Here is a 21,660-nt window from a genome sequence, read left to right on the forward strand (position 1 = left end):
TCACGACACTGCTCGATGAAGTCGAGGATATCGATTTCCATACCAACTTCGATTTCCTCGGATTCACCCCTTCTAAACCGCCGATATCAGTAGATAAGATCGCTATTCAACACAACAGAATACAATAATTTCTTACCGGAGAGCGATCGCAATCATTGAGAATTCTATCAGAGCCAGATCAGTAGTATTTCAAAACTCGGATGAGTAATTTGTGATATGTATGACCTTACTGGCTTTCAGCGAGACCTGCTGTACGTAATTGCCGGCCTTGATGACCCCCACGGGCTTGCGATCAAAGACGAACTCGAGGACTACTACGAAAAGGAGATCCACCATGGTCGGCTCTATCCGAATCTCGACACGCTCGTTGAGAAGGGACTTGTCGAAAAAAGTCAACGTGATCGACGAACCAATGAGTACACCCTGACCCGCCGAGGTACCAGAGAGATCGAAGCGCGGGCTGAGTGGGAAGCCGAGTATATTGACCACGACGGCTGACTGAACTGCCGCGCTGAGGACAGTTCGATCCCGGAAATTCACAGACACCTCGCGTGAGCTCCACTCAGAACCTCTAGTATCTGAACTACTTGGTCTAAGAGACAGCGCTACAGTATCGATTCCAGTCGGTCTTCCCACCCTTCCTCACTATAATCATCATCAGGGGCATTTTCGAACAGTTGTACCACAGCATCAATCGATTCGAGTCTGTGTTTGAGTTCTGTTGAGCGCTCTGGGTTGATGTCTGACGTAAAATTAAGACGCTCTAGACACCTGTTCCGCCCATGCCACCACAACCGCCACAGGCGGGACAGGCGACACACCCGCCACGGCTGGTCATTGCGAATGCGAAGGGCGGCGTCGGGAAGACAACCATCTCTGCGAATCTCGTCGGCGCACTCGCCGATCGCGGGCTCGACGTTCTTGCCGCCGACGCCGACCCGCAGGGAAACCTGACCGAGGCGCTTGGCCACTTGGACGCCTATGAGGCTGAACCGCCTACACTATTCGATGTCCTTCTCGATATCGAGGCTCGCGACGACGTCGCGACGATCCTCTGTGAGGGCGCTGAAGCCGACCTCATTCCGAGTAGCATCGACATGCTGGGGTCGACGCTCGAACTATCGGCAGCACACTTCCTCGGTCAGCTGCACAACGGTGACGTCGTTGACGATTCGGACGCCGTTGAGGCTGCGACGTGGGCGCTTGAGTCGATGACGCAGTTGGTGACGCCGGCGACGGTCGGGAGCGACGACCACGGATACGGGTTGCTCGATGACGCTATCGCCCGAATCGACACGAGCTACGACGTCGTAATCGTCGACGCGCCACCGGGGCATAACCCAATGTTCAAAAACGCGCTGTACGCCGCGCCGAACCTGATCGTGCCGGCGACAGCGGAGGCATCCTCGAAGGGGGCGGTTGACCGGCTATTCGACGAAATCGCTGCGTTCGAGACGGAGACTGGCCGCGGTATCGACGAGGTCGCTGCAGTTACGAACCGGATCCGCATGTCGACGAACGCTGCCGATGAGATGACGTCGTTCCTTGCAGAGGTATTTGACGACGTCCCCGTGTACGAGATACCCGAGCGTGTCGCGCTCTCGTACGCCTACGACGCCGGCGAGTCGATCTTCGCACACAAGCCAGAGGCCGATGTCACTGAGACGTTCGGTCAGCTGGGCGACCACGTCATCGAGGCGTTCGACCTCGAGGTGACAGCATGAGCGACGACGCTGGCGAGGACGACGAGAACCTCGACGAGGAGACTCAGGAGCGTGTCAACCGCGTCCGGGGGAAGCGTGACTCCCGACCGAGCCGCCGTCGAGGGCGTTCAAAACAGACACCCGAGCCGGAACAGACGCCACAGGCGGCACAGGAAGAACAGGGGCAACAGACAAAAAATGCGGAACAGGGAACGAGCGAGATGGACGCAAACTCACAGACAGAGGCAGCACAGGCGACACAGGAGAATAAGTCACCACAACCGCCACAGGCGGAACAGGAAACACACGCCACACAGACGGATCAGGTGACTATGTCGGAACTGGAGCCAGTGACGCAACGAGAGCACGATACGTACTACCTCGACGCCGAGGTCCGCGAGGAGTTGGAGCGCGTGTACCGACGGATGTCGTTGGATATCCTTGAGGGGACAGGTGTTGACCTTGACGAACAGCGCGTCGGGGGACGAAACCGCTACTACCGGCCACTTGCCCTCCTGCTGGGAGCTCGCCAAATCGCCGAGATGTCTCCGAGCGAGGTCCGCAGCACGATCGAGGAGGAAGACCTCATCGACGACCTCCCTGATAGGGATGATGAATAGCTCTGTCGGAACCTAAGGAGCAGAAGTCAGATACGGCTAATCCGGCGAAAATCCGAGCTGCTTTGCAGCCCACTCCGTAGCTGCTTCGCCTGTCATTTCGTCTGTATCGTCAAATGTCGTGTGTTCGTTCACGTACTCGTCCATCTCTTCTTGCGGTATCGCGTCTATATCATCGTCAGATTCCACTACCCACGGGCTCTCTTCAAAGAATTCTTCTAGAGAAGCGAACTCCGTATATCTCTGTAGGAAGTCATTGGTGAACAGTTCATTCAACGGGACATCGTTGTCACCATCGATCTCCTCTGCCTTCTCTTCCATATCCTCAAGCGTGTCTATTGCTTCGTCAATACCGTCAATTTCAATTTCCATACAGGTTGCCACGGGTCTGAGACTGTTAAATGTAATTGAAAATGAATTAATCCACCATCGTCGGTAGCTCAGTTTAGATACTGTATTGCAATATGCGATATATACTGCCGAAGAGGTGGTGTGATCGGGGAACACCCCGTTATCGATGTGTGCTCTGAGCGCGATCACCCTTGCTTTGAGGCGACAGGATCAGTGTCCTCGCACCTGTGAGCGGGCTACACACCGCGTTTCCGGTATAGTGTGTCTAGAATTTGGGATAACACCTTCGAGCCGAATACGTGGGACCACACGCCCCGCGCCGGCGAACGTTGACCCCGACGCAGTCGGCCATGTTTGGATTATTATCTAAAGAACCAGAGACGTATCTCACGGGGTTACTATCAAAAACGGGAGAGAAAAGACGCCTATTCGTCGAGCGGACACCCGTCCTGATGGGTCGCGTGTTTAGTCTCGGCTCTCTCTAAACCCGCCGCGCGCCCGTTTTTATACCCATGGCCCGATGTCAAAACCGCGGTAACGGCCGCTACGCTCGCATAATCGAGCAAATACGGTATTGAGCGAACAACCACCCACTAGCCGCATCTATCCCCAAATGGGAAAAAAAGACGACGCCCGCGATAGCACAGAGACAAAACAGACAGCCCTATTCGGCGACTGGAGTTGGCAGGTGGACGGCTCTGCTAGTGAAGAATCACCCCCCTCCCAACGCGGCGATCGATCCAGAGATAGTGAGCAGTTATTCCTCAGGACCGTCGCACCCGTCCCGGTGGGTCGAGTGTTCCGTGTCGCCTGCGAGGACCTCGACCCCGCATCCGGTACACCGAACGAACCGCGCGCCGGTCGGCTCGCCGTAACGGTCGTATTCAGTAACCGGACCCTTCCACCGAGGACCCTTCTCGACGACGGTTGCGTGTTCGGTATCGGTATGCCCCTTCGGGTTGGGTTCGTATACGGACACGGTCGTTCTCATAAGACCGACCGGCTCGAGTGTTCCAACCACCCGGGCGTTTCAACACGCCCCGAGGTACCGGTCTGTCTCTGGCATATTGTATAATACATATAGTTTTAGTCTATGCCATCATGGTTTACCATCTTGTGTGAGCTTAATGGTTAAGACGGACGCGGTCAAGCGTTGGGGTATGCCACGGGAGCACGGCGACGACGGTGAATACGTTGAAACGGTGACGCTCGACGACGTCCGGGCGGTGTTCGACGAGGTACGCGGGCCGGTGGTTCTCTCGGTGGACGTATCGGACGCACTCGGGTGTTCACGAGAGACGGCACGGCGAAAGCTCGGGGCGCTTTACAACCGAGGCGAGGTGGATCGGCGGAAGGTATCACGCCGAGTGCTTTACTGGAAGGATCGCGCCGGTGACGCCCCGACGATGGACGACGGACTACCGTCCGGCCCCGGCGACGTGAGACGCGATTCAGTCGGCGAGGACGCCGCGAGAGCGGACGCCGGCGACGACGCGACCGAAACCCCGGCCGACCCTCCGACGGATGCATACAGCGCGGACGGGGTCGGCGAGGAGGAATCATGAGCAACGACAGCGGATACTCCGAGCAAGAAGACGTTCAGAATATGATTGATCGGGCTGTCGAGCGGGACGGTCCGACGTATGTCCGTGAGAATATCAATCGGTTACTGGGGGGCATTAACGTCGTCATGAGTGTTGATAAGGATAAGCTGGAAATCCCGACGGCACTCGACGTTGCGCTCGCCCGGTGGGATCCGTCGACCGGGATCGACCCGGCGGTGACGCGAGCGCAGACACGGCGCGCGGCCGAATACCTCGCGGCGACGGGCGACCAGCTGGGGCAGACCGAACTTGTCGACGCGCTCGCGGACGGGAGCACGCTCAACACGGCGACATGGTGGGGGCGAGCGGTCGACCCCGGCCTCCGGTATCTCGCCGACGCGCAGCTCGTCGAGTATCACGCCGTCAGTGATACGTACCGGTGGGTCGGCGAGGAAGGACGATGACCCGCGACGACGCGGACCACGAGGAGGGGGACGTCGATCCCGAGCCAGTCCCGGAGAGCGACCCACAACATATCGATCCGGCGGGCGACCTCGCAGATGCCGTTGAGAACGGCGACCTCGACCTCTCGCTCGACGACGACCAAGACGCCGAAGAAATTCGGGCGTTCGTTGAGGCGGCCGAGAGCGGCGAGTTGGGACCGGTCGATCCGGGACTTGAGGCACAGGTACGGATCGCCCGCGCACTCCTCAACGACCTCGACGAGAGCGACGACGCCGGCAAGGACAAATGATAGTCCCGTCCCTCCCGACTGGCTACGTCAATGTTTTTGAAGGGCGTCAGGTAGAAGGGGACATGAGTCGCGAAGCCCCGGCTGACGCCGACATGGTCTCGGACGAGGAGCTCACCGAGCTGCTCGCTGATGCTGAGGGGACGACGCCTGAGGAGATCGAGCGCGGCGCTGCCGAACTCGAGATTGCACCGCCTGAAGAGGCGACCGTCGTCGACGTCGACGAGTAGCGCTACTATTTCGAGGGTTCTTCAGTACCACTGAGTAACGGCTACAGCTGAATCCACTGACTGGCGGTTCTATTCTCAAAAACAACTCAGATCGGCCCGATAGCGGTCACCGTTGACACTCACTTCTCTGACGGTGCGGGCGAATGGGCAATTAGTGCAAATCGGGGCTGTTATTTTAATATAATCTATATGATAGGTAGATCGGTGTAACCTCATACTTTTCGACGTTAGAGCTGGACGCCGATGTCGAGGTTCGCGACTGGGCGCTCGATGATCCACATAATCAGGACATTGACCGCGTGCGAGAGATTCGCGACGAGATCGAGGGGCGCGTCATCGACCTTTACGACGAGTTCGCTGGCGAGCAGTAACCTCGCCTAATTATCAGCGGTACCTGTAGACACGATCGTCTGCCGCTGGTAGAAGCACTCAGCACTTCTGGCCCCCTATGAGTTCGACGTGAGATTCTTTCAGTCCCATCACAGGCCGGTTCGGGCTTCGCGTTGATGTCCGCTCGTACCGCTCAGTGATCCATCTATATGCTGTTTTACGGAAAGTCAAGGAGAAAGCCTCGCGCTTTAGCGCGGAGATGAATCCGACAACAGGGACGCTGACCACGAGTTTTATACTACTTGACAGCATGTTGTAGCGTAAGCAGATTAGACGAAAATTGGAGTTGGATTGGGGTCTCCGTCAACAAAAAGCAACCCTGCGTCGGATGTTCTACTCGCCCTTCGCGGGTGAGTCGGGTCGATGGCACGGCCTGTGAGGTGCAAGCGGATACCCAAGCACACAACGCCTCTCTTCGGAGGCCCGACGCACTACTCACAAACCACAGCCGAGACCCCGGTGGTCTCGGTCAGGGTACCTTCGGGGATACACGACCGGCGTGCTGTCCCACGAAGGAATCCTCGCGCTTCAGCGTGGGGAGGATGTCAAAGCCCTCTCAATCGTCTCTGGCCGGCTGTAGCTTCGGGTTACAATTCAATGGTACCTCGACCGTCAGAAAGCTATTCGAATGCCGACTGCTTAGGATCTACCCGATGACGGTCGTGACAACCGGAATCGCTGTCGGCGTGCTGTTCAACATTATCCTCGCCGGTCTGCTCTGAGCCGGGACTTTTCACAGCGATCGCGACCCGTCGAGCGCGACGAGCACGGCGCTTGCCCGCGGCGTGGCGCGATACATCCGCCACTTCCCCTCCTTCCGCCGCGTGACGAGGCCGGCGTCGGTAAGTTGTGAGAGGGCGTGACTGATTGCGCTGTCGCTCACGTCCAAGAGCGGCGAGAGTTCGCAGACGCACAGCTCGTCGTCGTCGGCCGCGTGGAGCATCCGGACAATCTTGTACCGCGTCTCGTTGCCGAGCGCCGACAGCAGCTCGATATCGGTCTCCAGATCGGATCCGCCGATGCTCTCGTTCAGTTCTTCCAACTCCGCTAACCGGTCGGCGAGGTCTTTGTCTGTACAGGAGCCGCACTCGTCGGCGACGTACCGCTGTAAACGCTCGGTCGATGACATACACATAATTGAATCGATGTGAGATTAAGCGTTGTGGACCAGCACGCATCCGTTATTAGCATGTGCTAGATGGTTCATTATTTCTTCAAGTAGAGTGTGTTTAGATGAGGCGCATTTACATAAACTGGAGAGTACCGAAATCTTATATCTACAGCAAATGCGGTAAAACGCCATTTCGAATGTTCCCGATGAGACGTTCGAGTAGGTGAGCTATCGATGGATTTATAATTATCTGAATACTTGTTCAACTGTATTGATCGCGAGAGAACTTGATGGTAGTCTCTGTCGCAAACGATAGCTCAGATGATAGACGACGATTCGACCCAATCATGACCGAACTCATCCTGTACGAAGAAGCGATGTGTTGCTCAACCGGCGTCTGCGGTCCCGACCCCGACGACGAACTCGTTGAGGTCAGCGCGGCGCTCGACCAACTCGAAGACGCGTTCGATGATCTCGAGGTCAATCGGGCGAACATGCAGCACAACATCGACCAGTTCCTCGAAACGCAGCGGATCTACGACCGCGTGCAGGAGGATGGCCCATCGATTCTCCCGATCACGGTCGTCGACGACAAGATCGTCGCCGAAGGCGAGTACCTCTCGTACGACGAACTGACCGCGGCTATCGAGGAGAGCCCAACGCCACAGGAGGCCTAACGAATGGCACAATCACAGTCGACAGCGACAGGTGCGCGTGACGTCGTCGAACCGAGCGGCGACGACACCGAGTTCGTCTTCTTCAGCGGGAAGGGTGGCGTCGGCAAGAGCACAGTCAGCTGTGCGACCGCGACGTGGCTCGCCGACAACGACTACGAGACGCTGCTGGTGACCACCGACCCAGCGCCGAACCTCTCGGACATCTTCGGTCAAACCATCGGCCACGAGGTCACCGCGATCGACGGAGTCGATAACCTCTCAGCGATCGAGATCGACCCGGACACCGCCGCGGAGGAGTACCGACAGGATACGATCGAGCCCATGCGGGAACTACTCGGCGAGGAGGAGATCCAGACGGTCGAAGAGCAGCTCAACAGCCCCTGCGTCGAGGAGATCGCCGCCTTCGACAACTTCGTCGACTTCATGGACAGTCCCGAGTACGATGTCGTCGTCTTCGACACGGCACCAACTGGACACACCATTCGGCTGATGGAACTCCCCTCCGACTGGAACGCCGAACTTGAAAAGGGTGGGTCGACCTGTATTGGTCCGGCCGCCTCGATGGAAGACAAAAAGCAAGATTACGAGTGCGCCATCGACACGCTACAGGACGATGGGCGCACCTCGTTCGCGTTCGTCGGCAAGCCGGAGGACTCCTCGATCGACGAGATCGAACGTAGTGCGAGCGATCTCGGCGAACTCGGCATCGAGTCCCAGTTACTGATACTCAACGGATATCTCCCTGAGTCGGTGTGCGACGATCCCTTCTTTGAGGGGAAACGCGCGGACGAACAGGCCGTCATCGAGCGGGCCCGCGAGGAGTTCGATGCGGACGCGACGGCGACGTATCCGCTTCAGCCCGGCGAGATAGCCGGGCTCGACCTGCTCGCGGACGTGGGCGGTGTCCTCTACGACGGCGCAGAAGCGACCGTCGATGTCGGGACCGCGACCGACGTGGACGCCGACGGCGCGGTCGACTTCGACTCGATGGCGGATCCCGACGCGGTCGTGGATCAACTGACACCGGGCGACGAGACGCAGTACCTCTTTTTCACCGGCAAGGGTGGTGTCGGAAAGAGCACGGTCGCTTCGACGGCTGCGACGAAGCTCGCTGAAGCGGGCCACGAAACGCTCGTCGTCACGACCGACCCGGCCGCGCACTTAGAGGACATCTTCGGCGAGCCAGTAGGCCACGAGCCCACCCCGGTCGGTCAAGAGAACCTCGACGCGGCGCGGATCGACCAAGAGAAAGCGCTCGCGGAGTACCGCGAGCAGGTCCTCGACCACGTCACCGAAATGTACGAGGACAAAGAAGATACCCAGATCGACGTCGACGCCGCGATCGCAAACGTCGAAGAGGAACTGGAGTCGCCGTGTGCCGAAGAGATGGCCGCGCTCGAGAAGTTCGTGAGCTACTTCCACGAGGACGGCTATGATGTTGTCGTCTTCGACACGGCCCCCACGGGCCACACCCTCCGACTGCTCGAACTCCCTTCCGACTGGAAGGGGTTCATGGACCTCGGATCGCTGACGAAGGGGGCCGCGCCCGCGAAGGGCGACCAGTACGACGAGGTCATCGAGACGATGAAAGACCCCGAGCGGAGCACGTTCGCGTTCGTGATGTATCCCGAATACACGCCCATGATGGAGGCGTATCGGGCCGCGGCCGATCTCGAAGATCAGGTCGGCATCGACACTTCGCTGGTCGTCGCCAACTACCTTCTCCCCGAGGAGTACGGCGACAACGCCTTCTTCGCGAACCGCCGCGCCCAGCAGGCGCAGTATCTTGAGGAAATCCGCGACCGGTTCAACGCGCCGCTGATGTTGGCACCGCTCCGGCGGGACGAACCGATCGGGCTCGATGAACTCAGCGCCTTCGGCGAGGAGATCACCGGGCTCGCGAACATTGCCGAGGTCGACGTACCGGGGGTGACTCCCTCGTGAGCGACGCACAGGATGTAGACGACGCGGCCGAGGGCAGCGTGGCCGTGTCCGATGAGGAAGACGTAGAAGACCGCGTCGAGGCGGCGCTCCGCGAGTTCCTCAACACGCTCGGCGAGTCTGAGACGTACCAGCGGTTCGTCGCGGCCGACGAGGCGCTACAGGACGATGACGACGCGATGGCGCTGCTTCGCGAGTACCAGCGAAAGCAACAGCAGATGCAGCGCGGCGACTTCGACGGGTCGGTGATGGCCGAGTTGAAGCAGCTCCAGACCGAGATGTCGAATAACGAGACAATACAGCGTCAGCAGGCCGCACAGACGGAGCTGGTCGAACTGCTCCAGCGGACGAACGACGCCATCAGCGACGAGATCGGCGAGGAGTTCGCGCGGTCTACCGGAGGTGGGTGCTGTTGAGCGCTTCCGGTCAGGACGCCAGCGAGTCCGAAGTGACGGACGACGAGGTCGTCGCGGCCGCCGAGTCGCTCGGTGAGGAGCTCGCGGCGGCGAAAGAGTCCTCCTCGGAGTTCGCGTTCACCACGATGGTGATGCAGTGTAACGAGGCGATCGGAGACGAGACTGGAATCGACTACGGCAGCGTCTGCGGTGCCGACGACGACAGCTGCTGTTAGCGGAGGTCGAGCAAGCAAGCCACCTCCGGCAGCTTACCCGACTGGAGTTCGTCAAACAGCGTGATGGTATGATGTTGATTATCAGTACCTCACAAAGCATCGCCGGTTAGCCTGACCTGAGTACCTGTTCTGTTGTAGTGAGCCGTCGATAGCGGTCAAAGAACGCTGATCGAGGGCGAAGCTGTCGCTGTCGGCGGCAGTCAGCCGCCGTCGCGACAGCGTTGCCACTCACGAAGCGGCGTACTCGGTCGTTGATTACCAGTGGAACCGGTCGTCCGGTGGCCGGTTAGAGGGGACGGCCCGACGCACCGCGAGGGCCGTCCACGCGGCTCGTCGAACCATATTCACGAACTTCTTGTACGGCCACCACCAGAGGCGACGCCCGCCACGGCGGGGCGTCGCCAGTATTAGACACACCTTCAGCAAGCAGACGTCTCAACTAACCGGCTTTGTGATGTACTGAATGTTTCTTTGAGAGGTCCGGTACAACCTCTTTTCACCCCGAGTGTCATCGCTTGCTCCACTCGCGGGTGCTCATACGCAGTTCTTATTGACCAGCTATTTCAGATGAAAATCTGTCTGAAATAGGAGATTTCAACAGAGCCTACTAGGCTTAATTAAAGACGAATGGTTAGTGGAGTAGCGCAGTCCGATCAAGCTTATTTTCTGCCTTACGCAGAGGCTCCGATACTGCGGAGTGATCGGCGTAGCCGCATTTTGATGCCCACTTATTCCGGGAGTTGCCTGCGACGTGGACCCCATATACGGCCCATGCCTGTCCCGGCGATAGTCCCTTATCTATTAGTCCGTTAACGACTGACTCGATGAACATTTGTGTGTGTTTGAAATTCTGTGGCTTTCTGATGACAACAGGGTCAACAGTCGACCAGCCGTAATTAGTGTGACGGCGGGCCCAAGTGTGGTGAAGTCTTTTGATAACTTTAGGTGTCCTTTCCGAGAGGTTACGGTCAGCTAGTGGCGGATGACCAAACTCTTCATTCCAAAATTGACCAGTATTATCAGCAAAAATTAAAATGGAGTTATCGGTTTCGACGAGGTCAAGCGTGCCTTGGTGAACGCCGTCCATATGTGCCGCCCAAAACTCCTCAAACCTCTGTTGCACTGTCTGGAGAACATCACGTATTTCTGCTATGCTAGCAAGACAAGATCGAGAATTAATAGCGCTACGAATCTCGTCATCAGTGAACGCCTCATCGGCAGTAACATTACCACCGTCGGCGACTGCAGTATTTGGATTTTTGTCGTTGCCGTTCGCTACAGTATTCTGAATTGGTTCTTCGGATTGAGTGAGCAGACCTTGATTCATCATGTTAGTTGTGTAGTGCCTATTATAAAAAGGTTGGTCCTAAAACACCCAGCAGATGCTCTGGCTATCAAAAATTTGATCAGCTTCTGTCGTAGAATCCGCAATCAAGTTCCTCACCGATATCAGTGACCTCCTCATAACCGAGATCGGCGAGTACGCCCATCAAGTGTCTGAGAGCCGTCTCATCCACGACAACAGGATCGGTGTCCTTGAGAGACGGCTGCTGAAGTGCCATTGCCCCACCAGCGATGAGATACGCCTCAACCTCCGCTTGGAGCTGATCTGCGATCTTCCCCATTCAGCTTTACTATCGCGTCGCGACCGACCTGATCGAGTGGACGGCCATCGTCCGGATGGACCACAACGAGGTGTCGGCACTCGGGCATGACGTGTACCACGAAGGACTCCACGTCGACGTTGCCCGCCGTTCGCAGTCGACTGTCCACCTTCAACTCGCGCATGCGCCGCTCCGGTGAGCCGAGGGAAAGTCATCCGCGGCTGTGCCAATCACCTCACACGCGAGGCTGAGTACTTCGTCGATGTCTTCGAAGAGCGTCGGTCGCCGGGCTGCCCGCCGTCGTGGTCGGATGGTGGTGAACCGACACCTGCGTTTATTTATTTGGGCCGGGAGGAACGTGGTATGAGTCGTGAAGCCCCGGCCGACGCCGACGTGGTCTCGGACGAAGAGCTCACCGAGCTGCTCGCCGATGCTGAGGGGGCCACGCCCGAGGAGATCGAGCGCGGCGCTGCCGGACTCGAGATCGCACCGCCTGAAGAGGCGACCGTCGGGGCCAGCTCGTCGTCGACGTAGAACCAGTCAGCATCCTTATCGACGTGGTAATGGCTGTCAGGCCGAGGATTCTCGGGATCGACATCATCAGCCATCGTTACCTTATCGCTCAGGCGTTCGCTTTGCGTTCTTGTCCCGACGGCGGCGTGAGCGGGAGGTCCGCGTCGATCTCGTCGTACCACACAACGGGGCGCTTCGCGCTGCCATTCTCTTCGAGCTCGAGGAGGCCGTAGTCGGCCAGCTCGTTCACGTTGTCGATGACTTCCGGTGGGTTCCGGTCGACAAGGCGAGCGAGTTTACGGATGCTCTCCGGCTCGTGTGCAACGATTGCTTCGAGAAGTTCGAGATTGGTCGATCGGAAGACCCGGCCGAACGTCTCGAGGTCCTCGATCGACAGCGTTGGCTCACCGGGTTCGACGTCTTCGCCGGCGTCGATCGCTTCGAGCCGCTCCTCGAGGCCGCTGCGATCCGCGGACTTGATCTGGACGTGGAGTGTTCGGGTCATGATGGGGTGGGTTGGGGTTGCGATCGTTTGTCGGTCAGCGGGCTCGGCGGTCACCAGTCAGTTCGTTTCTCTGGGGGGAGTGCCGCCCGCCACGCGCGGAATATTTCTCTGGGTGGAACGTAGGGACGTACCGGCCACGGTCGACGAAGCCGAATACGCTGTGTCTGTAAATATGGATATGGGAATGTTCCTTCTCAGACTCGCTCTTATGTAGAAACGCGGAAAGAGCTCGTTGAGTTGTTCCCAGCAGCGAATTGAGTACTCAATTGGGACTCAGATCGCCGGACTGCGGCGCGTATTCAAAATATCAAATCGTCTTTCCGCAGCTCTACACAAGAGCGCTCAGACTTAACCAACAAAGCTATGAATTTGGGCTCTTTGTTGGTTAACACAGGAGGAGCCGATGTCAGACGAGCCACCGATCCCACCGACAGGCCTCTCAGCGGAGCTAGTCGACGCGCTGAATCAGTCCACTCCTAAGCAACTCCGAGATGTTGCTACGTACGCCGAAGAGCTGGCTGAACGCAAAGAACGGGAGACACATCGTGAGGAGGAGCCAGACCGAGACGAAGCGGAAGATCTCCCAGACGGTGTCCCTGCAAAAGCGACGATCACAATCAAGGAAATTAACGACAATCGCTACTACTACTGGCAGTGGCGAGATGGAAACCAAGTCAGGTCCCAATATAAATCACCAGTCAGCCCTGACGAGTAGAGCTGGTCAAAACAGAACAGACGGATCACCCCGGGCGTCGAGTGTAAATTGGCGTTTACCTGCGTATCAGACCGTATAGACATGATTTGAGATTTTACAGAATGTGTGAGCGCAAGAAGCAAAATGAGGCACCCCGGGTGTCGAGTGTAAAACCATGAATTACAGGGCAGGGGAGAACCGCTGATCAGATTCAATAGCGCTTTGTACGACTTCAGGTTCTTCGAGTAAGTAGTAGAAATTAGTCATCCCCTTCCCGCGACCACGGCCAACTCGATCAGTAACACCAAGAATATCGAGAAAAGCTTGTTCATTCAACCGATCAGACATCCGTCTTTGTGAGAGGGTGTCAATATCCAGTGATTCAGCGATTTGCTCATATTGTTCGTAGATTTCGCGGGTAGGGAATTCTTCCTGTTTGCTTTCATCTGCGATCAATGAAAGAGCATATACTGCTGCTTTCGATTGTGTTGGCTGGTCTTGAAGCAGTTTGGAGAATCGATCGATGTCCGCCTTCTCCCGGGCATTTCGAACATGCTCTTCTCGGACAACATCACTGCCATCGTCTTTCGCAAGTTCGCCTGCGTTTCGGAGAATATCCAGTGCCTTTCGAGCGTCGCCGTGCTCCTGTGCAGCGAACGCAGCTGCAAGGGGAATCACATCATCGGTGAGGACACCTTCGTGAAATGCGTCTTGACGATGACGCATAATTTCGCGGAGCTGGTTTGCATCATAGGGAGGAAAAATAAACTCACGCTCTTGGAGACTACTCAGAACTCGCTCGTCCAAGGAATCCTTAAATGAAATTTTGTTGCTGATCGCGAGGATACCAACCTTGCACGAGTCAATCTTTCCAGCTTCTCCAGCTCGGGAGAGCTGCATTAGCACATTATTTTCTTGAAGTTTGTCAACCTCATCGAGAATGATGATTACGACATCGTGGAGAGTATCGAGAATCTGCCAGAGGCGATCGTAGTATGCATTCGTCGATAACCCAGAAAGTGGTACAGAGATATCTGTTTCATCTGGTCGGTTAAATGTTCGAGCAAGCTTGATAACCACCTGTGTTTCTGTCGTTGCTTGCGTACAGTCGATGTATGCGCGATCAAGACTCGTATCCTGCTCGTGAGCGAAGTTTTCGGCACTTTGAGTGACGTGCTTGGCAACGAGACTTTTCCCCGTCCCCGTCTTTCCGTAGATCAGGGTATTTCTAGGCTTCCCACCTCTGATTGCGGGATGAATACTGTTGGCAAGGTTCGATATTTCATCCTCGCGACCAATAATACGCTCTTCATTTGGAATATGCTCGATGTCGAGAAGTTCTTTATCAGCAAAAACTGGATCGTCGCTTTCCCAAATTGCTGTGAGTGAACTCTGCTTCTCGTCACTCATTTGTATAGTCGACCTCCGAACGTCCGCTCCATATTACACACGACGGTCGGTGAGGTATATAAAACTATGTCTCAATCACACACCACCCGTCGAGTGTAAATGCTGAAATACACGGTTAATAGAGTCTAAAAAAGAGGAATAGCAGAGTGTATTTCGAGGTGAGGAGATATCGGTTCTCTCCCCGGGCGTCGAGTGTAACATCGATGGGTCCGTATCGGTTTTGATTGTTGAGGAGGCTACGTTCGCGAAGACACACACCCCGGGTGTCGAGTGTAAACTGATGAAACGATAGGTTGATATTCGGGAGTTTATGATACATGTGGGGTGGTCAGATGCTATATTCTCGGTTGAAAACTCTTCAGCCCGTGTTTTGTAGTAGTCTCACTACTACTCTCTATAAACTATTTATATATTTTATTATATAGGCAATAGAGAAAGTGAGATTAGGTGTTACAAGCTGTTATAGACAGTTATAGGCAGCAAAGATATTTTCTTTATAACCAAAAGCAAAGAGAAGAGGACGAGCCATCTCGACAGCCTGTTAGCTGATTAATATCTATCAATGAATCAGTATCTGAGCTGTTTACAGTCTCTATCTCCGTGTTATTCGCATTACTCTATCCTCTAGCCAACGGTTAGCCGGGCTCAAACAGCTATCGTGAGTCATTTACACTCGACACCCGGGGTGTGTGTGGTACCGTCTACAATCCGTGAGGTTGGAGAAGGCGGCTACGATCGATCCATCTAGGACTCGTCGTCGGTCGGTGGCCGTTCGGCAAGCCGATCAAACCGTGACTGTGCCCGTTCTTTCCGGGTGCGTGTTGTTTCGGCGTCGTACTCTAGCTCCAGAATCGCTCCGCTATCATCCCTCGTTATCTGGAAGACCGCATCGACGTGATCCCCACCTGCTGGGAGGTCGTCCCGATCGATACCCTGTTCGTCGACGACATCGCCGTCCTGTTCAAGCAGGATCACCGCAAGATCGTCCTCAAACCGATCGAGAACGCCGATATACTGTGATGTCGTCATGAGTACGATTCCTCGATAACAACTGATTCTGAGCCATCTGTGAGGATAACTGTATCCCCATCATTGTTCCAGACCGCCGACGACCGACCCCAGTAGAGGTCGGTCGCTGTGTCCGTGCCACGTCCTGTGTGAACCACGACCTGCGCTCCAGCGGTGAGCTCGACGCCACGTGGGATCGTGTAGGTGTGATCGGCACTATCCGACACGGTCCACCCAGACAGATCGAGTGTCGTCTGCCCCGTGTTTTCGAGAACCACATATTCGTCGTTCAGGTTCTCGTTGTCGTTTCCATCGGCGTCGGCGTGGATCTCGGCGATCGAGAGTGACGTATTCGTATCGCCCGGCGTGGAGTCATCTGGCTCTGGCGTGGAGCTATCGGATGCGTCGTCGTCGGGCGTCGCCGGCGCAGCCGTTCCAGACGTCGGAATTACGACTCGATCGGTGAAGCCGACATCAGCAGCAGTCGATATCGGCTCGCCGTCCCGAAGCCCAGCCGCGTCCGTCGGCGCGTCCTGCTGCGTCGCGACCCTGATTGCCGATCCGTTACTGGTCAAGCGAACGTTCCCATGTGTCCCGGTCCAGAACGTCGGCACCGATCGCTGATCGAGGCGCGTAGGCACTTCTTCGTGCGGGTGTCCGTACTGAGAGTCGTACGCGCTCGACACGACCGCAACGCGTGGCGAAACCGTCTCGAGGAACGGTTCACTCGTACTTGACCGACTCCCGTGGTGACCCACGGCGAAGACGGTCGCGTTGAGTTCATCCCCATACGTCTCGACGAGGTACTCCTCACTCTCCGTCTCGCCGTCACCGGGTAGTAGGAAGCTGGACTCGCCGTACTGGAGATGGAGAACGAGGCTGTTCTCGTTGCGATCGCCGTTCGCGAGGTATCCCTCGGGTGGCGTCAAGCACGCGCGCGTCGACGCCCTCGACGCCAATCGTGTCGCCGGCGTGCGTCTGATACAGCGTCACGTCGTGTTCCTCGATCGCATCGAGGTATGATTCGTAAGTGGCCGAACTCGCCGCGATTCCGGGGTCGTACACCGCGCCGACGCCGTCGCCGTTCTCTTCAAAGTGGTCGATGATCGCCGCGTGCCCACCAATATGGTCGGCATCCGGGTGTGAGGTGGCGAGGTGGTCGATTCGCGTGATGTCTCGCGCTTCGAGGAAGTCGATAACACTCGCCCCGTCATCCCGCCAGTCGCCGGAGTCGATAAGGATCGTCTCGCCGGTCGGTCTAATGATGAGTGTGCTTGAACCCTGCCCGACGTTCAACATATAGACTGTGAGTTCACCGTCCGGAGTCGTGACGTTCGTCTCACTCCCGATGTCGCCGTCCGTGTCGATCGTCGGTCCTTGCCCCCCACCGTCGTCGACGACGCCCGCACAGCCTGCGAGAACCACGAGTATACCGACCGCCACCAGTCCAAGACACCGTCTCCGAGACATACCGTTGTGTCACCAACTGTCGAGTTAGTCTCACCCCTTGTAGGTGGCTTTCCATACTGGCGAGCTACCTACAGAGCGCAGTGTGAACACGCTAAGCAACTCTCTCAGCTAATCTCAAAGCAAATTTCGTGTTCTACAGGCCGTGCAGGCCGAGTGCCTCGAGGCTTGACCCCGAGGCGGTTCACGGTCGAATCACATCGTCGACAGCGTCTGCGATGAGGTCCATACCTTCGTCGGTGAGTCGTCCCCGTGGAAGAGTATCGTCTATACTGGAGAGAGGGATCGTGTAGATCGCCCACGGGAGGACGTACGTAGTCTTCTTGAGGTGAGCATTGTTGATGACATCATTCGGGAGAACAGGCGTTGAGTGCTTGTACCGCTCGTCGGCCTTCGTGCCGAGACAAACGACAGTTGCTTGCTCTTCCAAGTATGGCCGGTCGGCATCTGAGATGACAACGACGGGCCGTGGGTTCGTATGAGCTCCCGTCGGGTCGACCGCAAAGACGAGACTGCCCTGAAAATACCATGTCATATCGAGTCGCTACGCCTGCTCGGAGTCGTCGACGCTCTCAATCCAGTCTTCGGGTGCCGGTTCTTTGTTGGCACTACTGTGCTGTCTGGTCTCGGACTGTGTGTTGCTCGCAGGGTGGTCATCCGTTTGTTCGATATCGTCAGGAGTGAAGTCATCGTTGTAGCGGTCGGTGAGTGTCTGAACTTGAACGAGGCCGCGGGCAAATCGTCGGAGGTCATCACGGCTCTCGAGGGCGTGGTAGTAACCGTCAGCGGTCTTGCCGATGTCGCCGTCGTTGAGAAGACGGGTGAGTGTGCCCGTGATACTTCCCTTTGGGATGTCATCAAGCCGACTGTGGATCTCGGAGGGTGTGAACCCGTAGTTGGGGTTCGTATAGAGAAGACGGATAATGGCAGCCTTGTTCGTACGCGGGTTGATCTGGACGTCGTCGGATGGGTCGTGAGTTCGAAGGTCGACGGGCATGGTGGATGTCTTCTTGTAGTTGACTGTAGGCGATTGTAGGTGATAACTGTTTGGGGAATTGAGGCGCTGAGAATCAACCACGTGTCAGACTAGCTGCCTCCGTGAATCGCCCTAAGTATCATCTATTCATGAACCCCTCCAACGTCTCGTCACTCATCCCTGTGAGATACTGCCGAATCTCTCCCTCCCGCCACCCAACGGGAGCCAGCACGCTCTCAACCGCTCGCACGGCACCATCCTCGTACCACTCGACATCGTATCGGTTGAGGTCCTCGTACTCTAACCGAACCCGTGACGCGCCGCGAGCGTCGGCGTCAACGACGACGTACCGCACAGTCTGTCCCGGTGCCAACCCAGCGCCCTCGATCCGCGCTCGCTTTAACGCGGCCACGGTGAGCGTTTCCATCGAGTAATCGTCCACGTCCTTCGAGACACGGTTGTCGACGACCAGCGCCCCGGGATCAACCTTGCGCTCCCGGAGCTCGCGAAGCCGGCGTCGGAGCACGTCACACACTGCCTCCGGCGACCGTGTCTCGTCGAACACGCGGAGCGCCTCGCTCTGGACATCTTCGACCCACGCCGGCGTCGATCGCTGTCGCCCCTCGATCCCACGGGTCTTGATCGCGTCGCCGAGCCCGGTTTCGGGATACTCCTCTCCACGTCGCTTCCCGAAATAACGCGTCAGAGCACCGGACTCGGAGTTACGCATCGGACAAAACGCCGCCCACTCGAACGCACACTCGTACTCTAACTCGATGCCGACCTCGCCGCTCACCTCGCTCGTGACTTTCTCCAGCGGGCGTTGCTCGCGACCGTCGGCAGGTGTCACCCAGATCGAATCGACGATCCCGTGGACGACCCGCCATCCCGCGTCTTCCAATGCTGTCTTCGCGTCGAGGAGAATCTCACGGGCGAAGGCGTTGATGGCTTCGTGACACTCGATCCGCCCAAATTTCGCGTTCGAGAAGCCCTGATACCCAAAACACGATACCAAGATCCACTTGATCGCTGACGACGCGGCCTCCAGCAGCTCGCGCTCGTCGCCGTCGGCATCGGGGATCTGCCCCTTAATCTCACTCCGGGCATCGATGAGCGGGCCGAGTACCTCGGGCAAATATCCGTCGTGCTCGCAGATCGAATAGTCGAGCCCCGGTACGTCCGCCGTCTCGCAACACCCGCATCGAACGGTCTCGGGCGAGATGTTCCGCGTCCGAATGATGTTCGGATACAGCGACGCGAAGTCGAGCTCATACACGTCCTCGTGAACGCCCACGTGGGGGGCGAACGTGGTCCCGCCGCGGTCGGCAGCATCCAGCGTTGACGCCGACTTGAATAGCTCCGGACGCCACGCTCGCCACGGAACGACCACGTCCCGCTTCCGGGCCTCGCGAATCTGCATGGCCGTTAACACGCGCCCGATCGATGCCCACCCGAGTTCCGCTAACGGTAACCCGGAGCGTGCAACGAGGTCAAGACATCCCTCCGGCCCGGACTCGTGGTAGAAAAACGAGTTTGACTCGTCGAGGATGACGCGACCGGGGACTGTGTACCGTGCTGGGGAGTGCCCCACGTTTCCGTACGAGGTGTATGTCGACTCGCCGGCGAGTTTGGTGTATCCCGGTCGGCGTCCGAGTGTAAAGTCTATGCCGTATGCGTCGGCCGCCTCGAACAGCAACGGGACGAGGTCGGCGGTCGAGACGACGAGCACGTCGGGATCGCGCTCGTCGATTGCTGTCTGGACGCCGTCGAGGACCTCGTGAGGCGACGAGCCGACCCGCTCGCTGTCGACGGTGAGCTGTGGAAGCGACTCGATCCCCGATTCGTGGCTCGGAAACTCCAGCCGAAGCGTTCGGAGGTCACGAACCGACCGGTCGGGCGCGGCCGGCGTGTCTGTTTCGAGGCAGAACCGCAGTTGTCGCGTAAAATCGACATTATAGCAGGTGAACGCGTCCGGCTGGTCGAACTGGTGCACCCGCTTTGCGACCGTCCGAACGGCCTCGATCGACGTGGTGTCAACCCGGAGGAGCGGGCGGGCATCCGTTCGGAATGTCTGCCGGTGTGACTCGACGCCGAGGTCGGCGACCGCCTGTTGGCCGTCGGGAAACGACCGGAGTTCGTTCAGTGCGTCCGAGAGCCCGTCCCGGCTCGGCGGTGTTGGCTCAGGACCGCCTGTTCGCCCGTAGAGGTCGTTCGGCGCGTCCCCGACGAACAACGTCGGTCGGTAGTCGTCGTGGACCTCGCGAGCGACGCCGTCGGGTGTGAGCGTCCACACAGCAACGCGACCGTCCCCGAGGTAGTCCAGCGTGAGGGTCACAGCTACCCGTTAGTGAGCTTGTCGACCTGCGCCTCCAGTTCGCTGATCCGCCGGTCCTGTTCGATCGCGATCGCCATCCACACCGGGGCGAGTGGATCCGAGTGGTTGAGGGTACCTGCGGCGTCCGCGTGGTCACGAGCGTACACAAATAATTGGTCGAAGGTCTCCTGATCGCGCCGGCGGAGCCCTCGGCGATACGCGCTCCACTCGTCTTCGATCGCCCCGAGGCGATCGCGATATGTCGGGTTTGTCCGACCCATTACTGCACCCCGACGGGGCCGGCGGCGCGTTCGAGTGTCGTCGCCCCGTGTATCCGAGCGCGGTGTTCGAGGACCTCTTGCCAAAACGCGAGTGTCGTCTGCATCCAACCGTCGCCCGTATGGTAGACGAGCGTCTCTACGTCGCCTGCAGTGTCCTCGAACCGTGGTCCATAGGGCGTTGCCCGGCACTGGAGGTGCGTCTCGGCAGCGCGCCGGAGCGGCCGCGAGAAGTCGTCTTCGCGACATCGCGTAACGACGACTGGCACGTCGTGGATGCGCGCGATCCGGGCGATCGACGCAATCGCGCGAATGAACATCTGGGTGGCGAGCTCGTCCTCGATATCGGCGTCACGGTACATCCGGTCGAGGCCGGTTGCGACGACGACCGACGGCTGGTCGCGACTATCGAGACGCCCGGCGAGCCGATCGAGGAGCGACGTATGTTGGTGGGCCGTGAACCCCCGAGCGACGTCGATCCGATCGAGCACGCGGTCGGCCGGCGCTAGTTCGCGGAGCCGCGTCGTGTTCGCTCTGTTTGCACCATCCACCCAGTACGCTTGGCCGTCACCACCGAACACCTGATCGAGAAGCAGCGCCTGCACGGGAGTGACACCGAGGTCATTGTCGACGTCGACGAGCGTAACGCCCGGTGCGAGCTTTGGGAGATCGGCGGTCGGTCGTCGAGAGGAGCGCATAGTGACGTAGATGGAAAGCCGTGTAAAAGGGGTGAGCCATGGATGGGCGGCGAAAGTGGAAGTGGTTCGGATCGCTAAATCAGTTAAGCCGTTAGAGAGTGCGTTCTACCTCCAGACGGCCGTAATTCTCTCGCTTTGGCCCTGTGTAGTATGTCCCTTCGAGTGTTTGTGTAGTTAGAGCCTGTCATAGAAACCATCTCATAGCTTGAGCTTTTCGCGGCCGGGGTCGTCTCCCCGCTCGAAGTTG

At 57.8% G+C, this 21,660-nt stretch carries 28 protein-coding genes and 1 pseudogene; 13 read left to right on the plus strand and 16 right to left on the minus strand.

Features of this window, described 5'->3' with window-relative positions; all coding sequences use genetic code 11:
* Positions 1-216 precede the first annotated feature (216 nt).
* From N5096_RS14980 to N5096_RS14990, 3 genes are all read left to right on the plus strand, one after another.
* Positions 217-498, plus strand: a complete 282-nt coding sequence (locus N5096_RS14980) for a helix-turn-helix transcriptional regulator (RefSeq protein WP_267665607.1) — start codon at positions 217-219, stop codon at positions 496-498.
* A gap of 284 nt (positions 499-782) precedes the next feature.
* Entirely contained in the window at positions 783-1,724 is a 942-nt protein-coding gene (locus N5096_RS14985; protein WP_267665608.1) for a ParA family protein, read from the plus strand.
* Positions 1,721-2,323 carry a hypothetical protein gene (locus N5096_RS14990; protein ID WP_267665609.1) on the plus strand — a complete coding sequence of 201 codons (603 nt, stop codon included), beginning with the start codon at positions 1,721-1,723 and terminating at the stop codon, positions 2,321-2,323. Before N5096_RS14985 ends, N5096_RS14990 begins: the two co-directional genes overlap by 4 nt.
* A 36-nt stretch (positions 2,324-2,359) precedes the next feature.
* On the opposite strand, the gene N5096_RS14995 is transcribed toward N5096_RS14990, so the two are convergent.
* Positions 2,360-2,692, minus strand: coding sequence for a hypothetical protein (locus tag N5096_RS14995; protein WP_267665610.1), 333 nt, complete (start codon positions 2,690-2,692; stop codon positions 2,360-2,362).
* 736 nt (positions 2,693-3,428) lie between these two features.
* Entirely contained in the window at positions 3,429-3,662 is a 234-nt protein-coding gene (locus N5096_RS16670) for a DUF8118 domain-containing protein (protein ID WP_464387804.1), read from the minus strand.
* A 169-nt stretch (positions 3,663-3,831) separates the two neighbouring features.
* Between N5096_RS16670 and N5096_RS15000 the strand changes: the two genes are divergently transcribed.
* The 4 genes from N5096_RS15000 to N5096_RS15015 all read left to right on the plus strand — a co-directional run bounded on the left by N5096_RS15000 (position 3,832) and on the right by N5096_RS15015 (position 5,196).
* Positions 3,832-4,236 (plus strand): hypothetical protein, encoded by a 405-nt coding sequence (locus N5096_RS15000; protein ID WP_267665611.1) that lies wholly within the window; start codon positions 3,832-3,834, stop codon positions 4,234-4,236.
* On the plus strand, positions 4,233-4,679 hold the full coding sequence (locus tag N5096_RS15005; protein WP_267665612.1) for a hypothetical protein: 447 nt from the start codon (positions 4,233-4,235) through the stop codon (positions 4,677-4,679). The genes N5096_RS15000 and N5096_RS15005 overlap by 4 nt, the downstream gene beginning before the upstream one ends.
* Positions 4,676-4,969 carry a hypothetical protein gene (locus N5096_RS15010; RefSeq protein WP_267665613.1) on the plus strand — a complete coding sequence of 98 codons (294 nt, stop codon included), beginning with the start codon at positions 4,676-4,678 and terminating at the stop codon, positions 4,967-4,969. The genes N5096_RS15005 and N5096_RS15010 overlap by 4 nt, the downstream gene beginning before the upstream one ends.
* Before the next feature lie 62 nt (positions 4,970-5,031).
* Positions 5,032-5,196, plus strand: a complete 165-nt coding sequence (locus tag N5096_RS15015) for a hypothetical protein (RefSeq protein ID WP_267665614.1) — start codon at positions 5,032-5,034, stop codon at positions 5,194-5,196.
* 1,123 nt (positions 5,197-6,319) lie between these two features.
* On the opposite strand, the gene N5096_RS15025 is transcribed toward N5096_RS15015, so the two are convergent.
* Positions 6,320-6,715 (minus strand): ArsR/SmtB family transcription factor, encoded by a 396-nt coding sequence (locus N5096_RS15025; RefSeq protein ID WP_267665615.1) that lies wholly within the window; start codon positions 6,713-6,715, stop codon positions 6,320-6,322.
* A gap of 329 nt (positions 6,716-7,044) precedes the next feature.
* On the opposite strand from N5096_RS15025, the gene arsD reads away from it, so the two are divergent.
* From arsD to hcsS, 4 genes are read left to right on the plus strand one after another with little or no spacing between them, the layout of a single operon-like run.
* Positions 7,045-7,374 carry an arsenite efflux transporter metallochaperone ArsD gene (gene arsD, locus N5096_RS15030; protein ID WP_267665616.1) on the plus strand — a complete coding sequence of 110 codons (330 nt, stop codon included), beginning with the start codon at positions 7,045-7,047 and terminating at the stop codon, positions 7,372-7,374.
* Positions 7,375-7,377: 3 nt separating this feature from the next.
* A complete protein-coding gene (arsA, locus tag N5096_RS15035) occupies positions 7,378-9,318 on the plus strand; it encodes an arsenical pump-driving ATPase (RefSeq protein WP_267665617.1) in 1,941 nt (646 codons plus the stop codon).
* Complete coding sequence (hcsL, locus tag N5096_RS15040) at positions 9,315-9,731, plus strand: halo-CC-star protein HcsL (protein WP_267665618.1); 417 nt, start codon at positions 9,315-9,317, stop codon at positions 9,729-9,731. The genes arsA and hcsL overlap by 4 nt, the downstream gene beginning before the upstream one ends.
* Positions 9,722-9,946, plus strand: a complete 225-nt coding sequence (gene hcsS / locus N5096_RS15045; protein ID WP_267665619.1) for a halo-CC-star protein HcsS — start codon at positions 9,722-9,724, stop codon at positions 9,944-9,946. The genes hcsL and hcsS overlap by 10 nt, the downstream gene beginning before the upstream one ends.
* A gap of 255 nt (positions 9,947-10,201) precedes the next feature.
* Here the strand turns inward: hcsS and N5096_RS15050 are convergent.
* From N5096_RS15050 to N5096_RS15060, 3 genes and pseudogenes are all read right to left on the minus strand, one after another.
* Positions 10,202-10,351: pseudogene (locus N5096_RS15050) on the minus strand (ISH3 family transposase); the annotation flags it as partial.
* A 226-nt stretch (positions 10,352-10,577) separates the two neighbouring features.
* Positions 10,578-11,273, minus strand: coding sequence for a hypothetical protein (locus N5096_RS15055; RefSeq protein ID WP_267665620.1), 696 nt, complete (start codon positions 11,271-11,273; stop codon positions 10,578-10,580).
* A 79-nt stretch (positions 11,274-11,352) separates the two neighbouring features.
* A complete protein-coding gene (locus N5096_RS15060; protein ID WP_267665621.1) occupies positions 11,353-11,571 on the minus strand; it encodes a hypothetical protein in 219 nt (72 codons plus the stop codon).
* Between the two features lie 342 nt (positions 11,572-11,913).
* On the opposite strand from N5096_RS15060, the gene N5096_RS15065 reads away from it, so the two are divergent.
* Positions 11,914-12,084: a hypothetical protein gene (locus N5096_RS15065; RefSeq protein ID WP_267665622.1), complete on the plus strand. Its 171-nt coding sequence runs from the start codon at positions 11,914-11,916 to the stop codon at positions 12,082-12,084.
* Positions 12,085-12,172: 88 nt separating this feature from the next.
* On the opposite strand, the gene N5096_RS15070 is transcribed toward N5096_RS15065, so the two are convergent.
* The gene (locus N5096_RS15070) at positions 12,173-12,568 is read right to left on the minus strand and encodes an HVO_A0114 family putative DNA-binding protein (RefSeq protein WP_267665623.1); all 396 of its coding nucleotides are present in this window, start codon (positions 12,566-12,568) and stop codon (positions 12,173-12,175) included.
* Between the two features lie 403 nt (positions 12,569-12,971).
* Between N5096_RS15070 and N5096_RS15075 the strand changes: the two genes are divergently transcribed.
* Positions 12,972-13,283 carry a DUF6788 family protein gene (locus N5096_RS15075; RefSeq protein WP_267665624.1) on the plus strand — a complete coding sequence of 104 codons (312 nt, stop codon included), beginning with the start codon at positions 12,972-12,974 and terminating at the stop codon, positions 13,281-13,283.
* A 159-nt stretch (positions 13,284-13,442) separates the two neighbouring features.
* On the opposite strand, the gene N5096_RS15080 is transcribed toward N5096_RS15075, so the two are convergent.
* The 9 genes from N5096_RS15080 to N5096_RS15115 form a co-directional block, all read right to left on the minus strand.
* Positions 13,443-14,672: a Cdc6/Cdc18 family protein gene (locus N5096_RS15080; protein ID WP_267665625.1), complete on the minus strand. Its 1,230-nt coding sequence runs from the start codon at positions 14,670-14,672 to the stop codon at positions 13,443-13,445.
* 744 nt (positions 14,673-15,416) lie between these two features.
* Positions 15,417-15,701 (minus strand): DUF3006 domain-containing protein, encoded by a 285-nt coding sequence (locus tag N5096_RS15085; protein WP_267665626.1) that lies wholly within the window; start codon positions 15,699-15,701, stop codon positions 15,417-15,419.
* Positions 15,698-16,609 carry a lamin tail domain-containing protein gene (locus N5096_RS16380; RefSeq protein ID WP_309243310.1) on the minus strand — a complete coding sequence of 304 codons (912 nt, stop codon included), beginning with the start codon at positions 16,607-16,609 and terminating at the stop codon, positions 15,698-15,700. Before N5096_RS16380 ends, N5096_RS15085 begins: the two co-directional genes overlap by 4 nt.
* A complete protein-coding gene (locus N5096_RS16385; RefSeq protein ID WP_309243311.1) occupies positions 16,509-17,123 on the minus strand; it encodes an MBL fold metallo-hydrolase in 615 nt (204 codons plus the stop codon). The genes N5096_RS16380 and N5096_RS16385 overlap by 101 nt, the downstream gene beginning before the upstream one ends.
* 208 nt (positions 17,124-17,331) lie before the next feature.
* Positions 17,332-17,682, minus strand: coding sequence for a type II toxin-antitoxin system PemK/MazF family toxin (locus N5096_RS15095; protein WP_267665627.1), 351 nt, complete (start codon positions 17,680-17,682; stop codon positions 17,332-17,334).
* 9 nt (positions 17,683-17,691) lie between these two features.
* Positions 17,692-18,144: a MarR family transcriptional regulator gene (locus N5096_RS15100; RefSeq protein ID WP_267665628.1), complete on the minus strand. Its 453-nt coding sequence runs from the start codon at positions 18,142-18,144 to the stop codon at positions 17,692-17,694.
* 118 nt (positions 18,145-18,262) lie between these two features.
* Entirely contained in the window at positions 18,263-20,458 is a 2,196-nt protein-coding gene (locus N5096_RS15105) for a type B DNA-directed DNA polymerase (RefSeq protein WP_267665629.1), read from the minus strand.
* A 2-nt stretch (positions 20,459-20,460) separates the two neighbouring features.
* Complete coding sequence (locus tag N5096_RS15110) at positions 20,461-20,718, minus strand: DUF8156 family protein (protein WP_267665630.1); 258 nt, start codon at positions 20,716-20,718, stop codon at positions 20,461-20,463.
* Complete coding sequence (locus tag N5096_RS15115; protein ID WP_267665631.1) at positions 20,718-21,413, minus strand: P-loop NTPase family protein; 696 nt, start codon at positions 21,411-21,413, stop codon at positions 20,718-20,720. The genes N5096_RS15110 and N5096_RS15115 overlap by 1 nt, the downstream gene beginning before the upstream one ends.
* Positions 21,414-21,660 lie beyond the last annotated feature (247 nt).

The organism is Halorubrum yunnanense (assembly GCF_026586675.1).
Lineage (GTDB): Archaea > Halobacteriota > Halobacteria > Halobacteriales > Haloferacaceae > Halorubrum > Halorubrum yunnanense.

Excerpts from the sequence above, each read along its gene's own strand:
- N5096_RS14985 (WP_267665608.1), top strand. The coding sequence starts at position 783 with ATGCCACCACAACCGCCACAGGCGGGACAGGCGACACACCCGCCACGG.
- N5096_RS16670 (WP_464387804.1), bottom strand. The coding sequence starts at position 3,662 with ATGAGAACGACCGTGTCCGTATACGAACCCAACCCGAAGGGGCATACC.
- N5096_RS14990 (WP_267665609.1), top strand. The coding sequence starts at position 1,721 with ATGAGCGACGACGCTGGCGAGGACGACGAGAACCTCGACGAGGAGACT.
- N5096_RS15115 (WP_267665631.1), bottom strand. The coding sequence starts at position 21,413 with ATGCGCTCCTCTCGACGACCGACCGCCGATCTCCCAAAGCTCGCACCG.
- N5096_RS15000 (WP_267665611.1), top strand. The coding sequence starts at position 3,832 with ATGCCACGGGAGCACGGCGACGACGGTGAATACGTTGAAACGGTGACG.
- N5096_RS15055 (WP_267665620.1), bottom strand. The coding sequence starts at position 11,273 with ATGAATCAAGGTCTGCTCACTCAATCCGAAGAACCAATTCAGAATACT.
- N5096_RS15085 (WP_267665626.1), bottom strand. The coding sequence starts at position 15,701 with ATGACGACATCACAGTATATCGGCGTTCTCGATCGGTTTGAGGACGAT.
- N5096_RS15110 (WP_267665630.1), bottom strand. The coding sequence starts at position 20,718 with ATGGGTCGGACAAACCCGACATATCGCGATCGCCTCGGGGCGATCGAA.
- N5096_RS15015 (WP_267665614.1), top strand. The coding sequence starts at position 5,032 with ATGAGTCGCGAAGCCCCGGCTGACGCCGACATGGTCTCGGACGAGGAG.
- N5096_RS15075 (WP_267665624.1), top strand. The coding sequence starts at position 12,972 with ATGTCAGACGAGCCACCGATCCCACCGACAGGCCTCTCAGCGGAGCTA.
- N5096_RS14995 (WP_267665610.1), bottom strand. The coding sequence starts at position 2,692 with ATGGAAATTGAAATTGACGGTATTGACGAAGCAATAGACACGCTTGAG.
- N5096_RS15070 (WP_267665623.1), bottom strand. The coding sequence starts at position 12,568 with ATGACCCGAACACTCCACGTCCAGATCAAGTCCGCGGATCGCAGCGGC.
- N5096_RS15060 (WP_267665621.1), bottom strand. The coding sequence starts at position 11,571 with ATGGGGAAGATCGCAGATCAGCTCCAAGCGGAGGTTGAGGCGTATCTC.
- N5096_RS15065 (WP_267665622.1), top strand. The coding sequence starts at position 11,914 with ATGAGTCGTGAAGCCCCGGCCGACGCCGACGTGGTCTCGGACGAAGAG.
- N5096_RS15095 (WP_267665627.1), bottom strand. The coding sequence starts at position 17,682 with ATGACATGGTATTTTCAGGGCAGTCTCGTCTTTGCGGTCGACCCGACG.
- arsD (WP_267665616.1), top strand. The coding sequence starts at position 7,045 with ATGACCGAACTCATCCTGTACGAAGAAGCGATGTGTTGCTCAACCGGC.
- N5096_RS15025 (WP_267665615.1), bottom strand. The coding sequence starts at position 6,715 with ATGTCATCGACCGAGCGTTTACAGCGGTACGTCGCCGACGAGTGCGGC.
- N5096_RS15010 (WP_267665613.1), top strand. The coding sequence starts at position 4,676 with ATGACCCGCGACGACGCGGACCACGAGGAGGGGGACGTCGATCCCGAG.
- N5096_RS14980 (WP_267665607.1), top strand. The coding sequence starts at position 217 with ATGTATGACCTTACTGGCTTTCAGCGAGACCTGCTGTACGTAATTGCC.
- N5096_RS15080 (WP_267665625.1), bottom strand. The coding sequence starts at position 14,672 with ATGAGTGACGAGAAGCAGAGTTCACTCACAGCAATTTGGGAAAGCGAC.
- N5096_RS15005 (WP_267665612.1), top strand. The coding sequence starts at position 4,233 with ATGAGCAACGACAGCGGATACTCCGAGCAAGAAGACGTTCAGAATATG.
- arsA (WP_267665617.1), top strand. The coding sequence starts at position 7,378 with ATGGCACAATCACAGTCGACAGCGACAGGTGCGCGTGACGTCGTCGAA.
- N5096_RS15100 (WP_267665628.1), bottom strand. The coding sequence starts at position 18,144 with ATGCCCGTCGACCTTCGAACTCACGACCCATCCGACGACGTCCAGATC.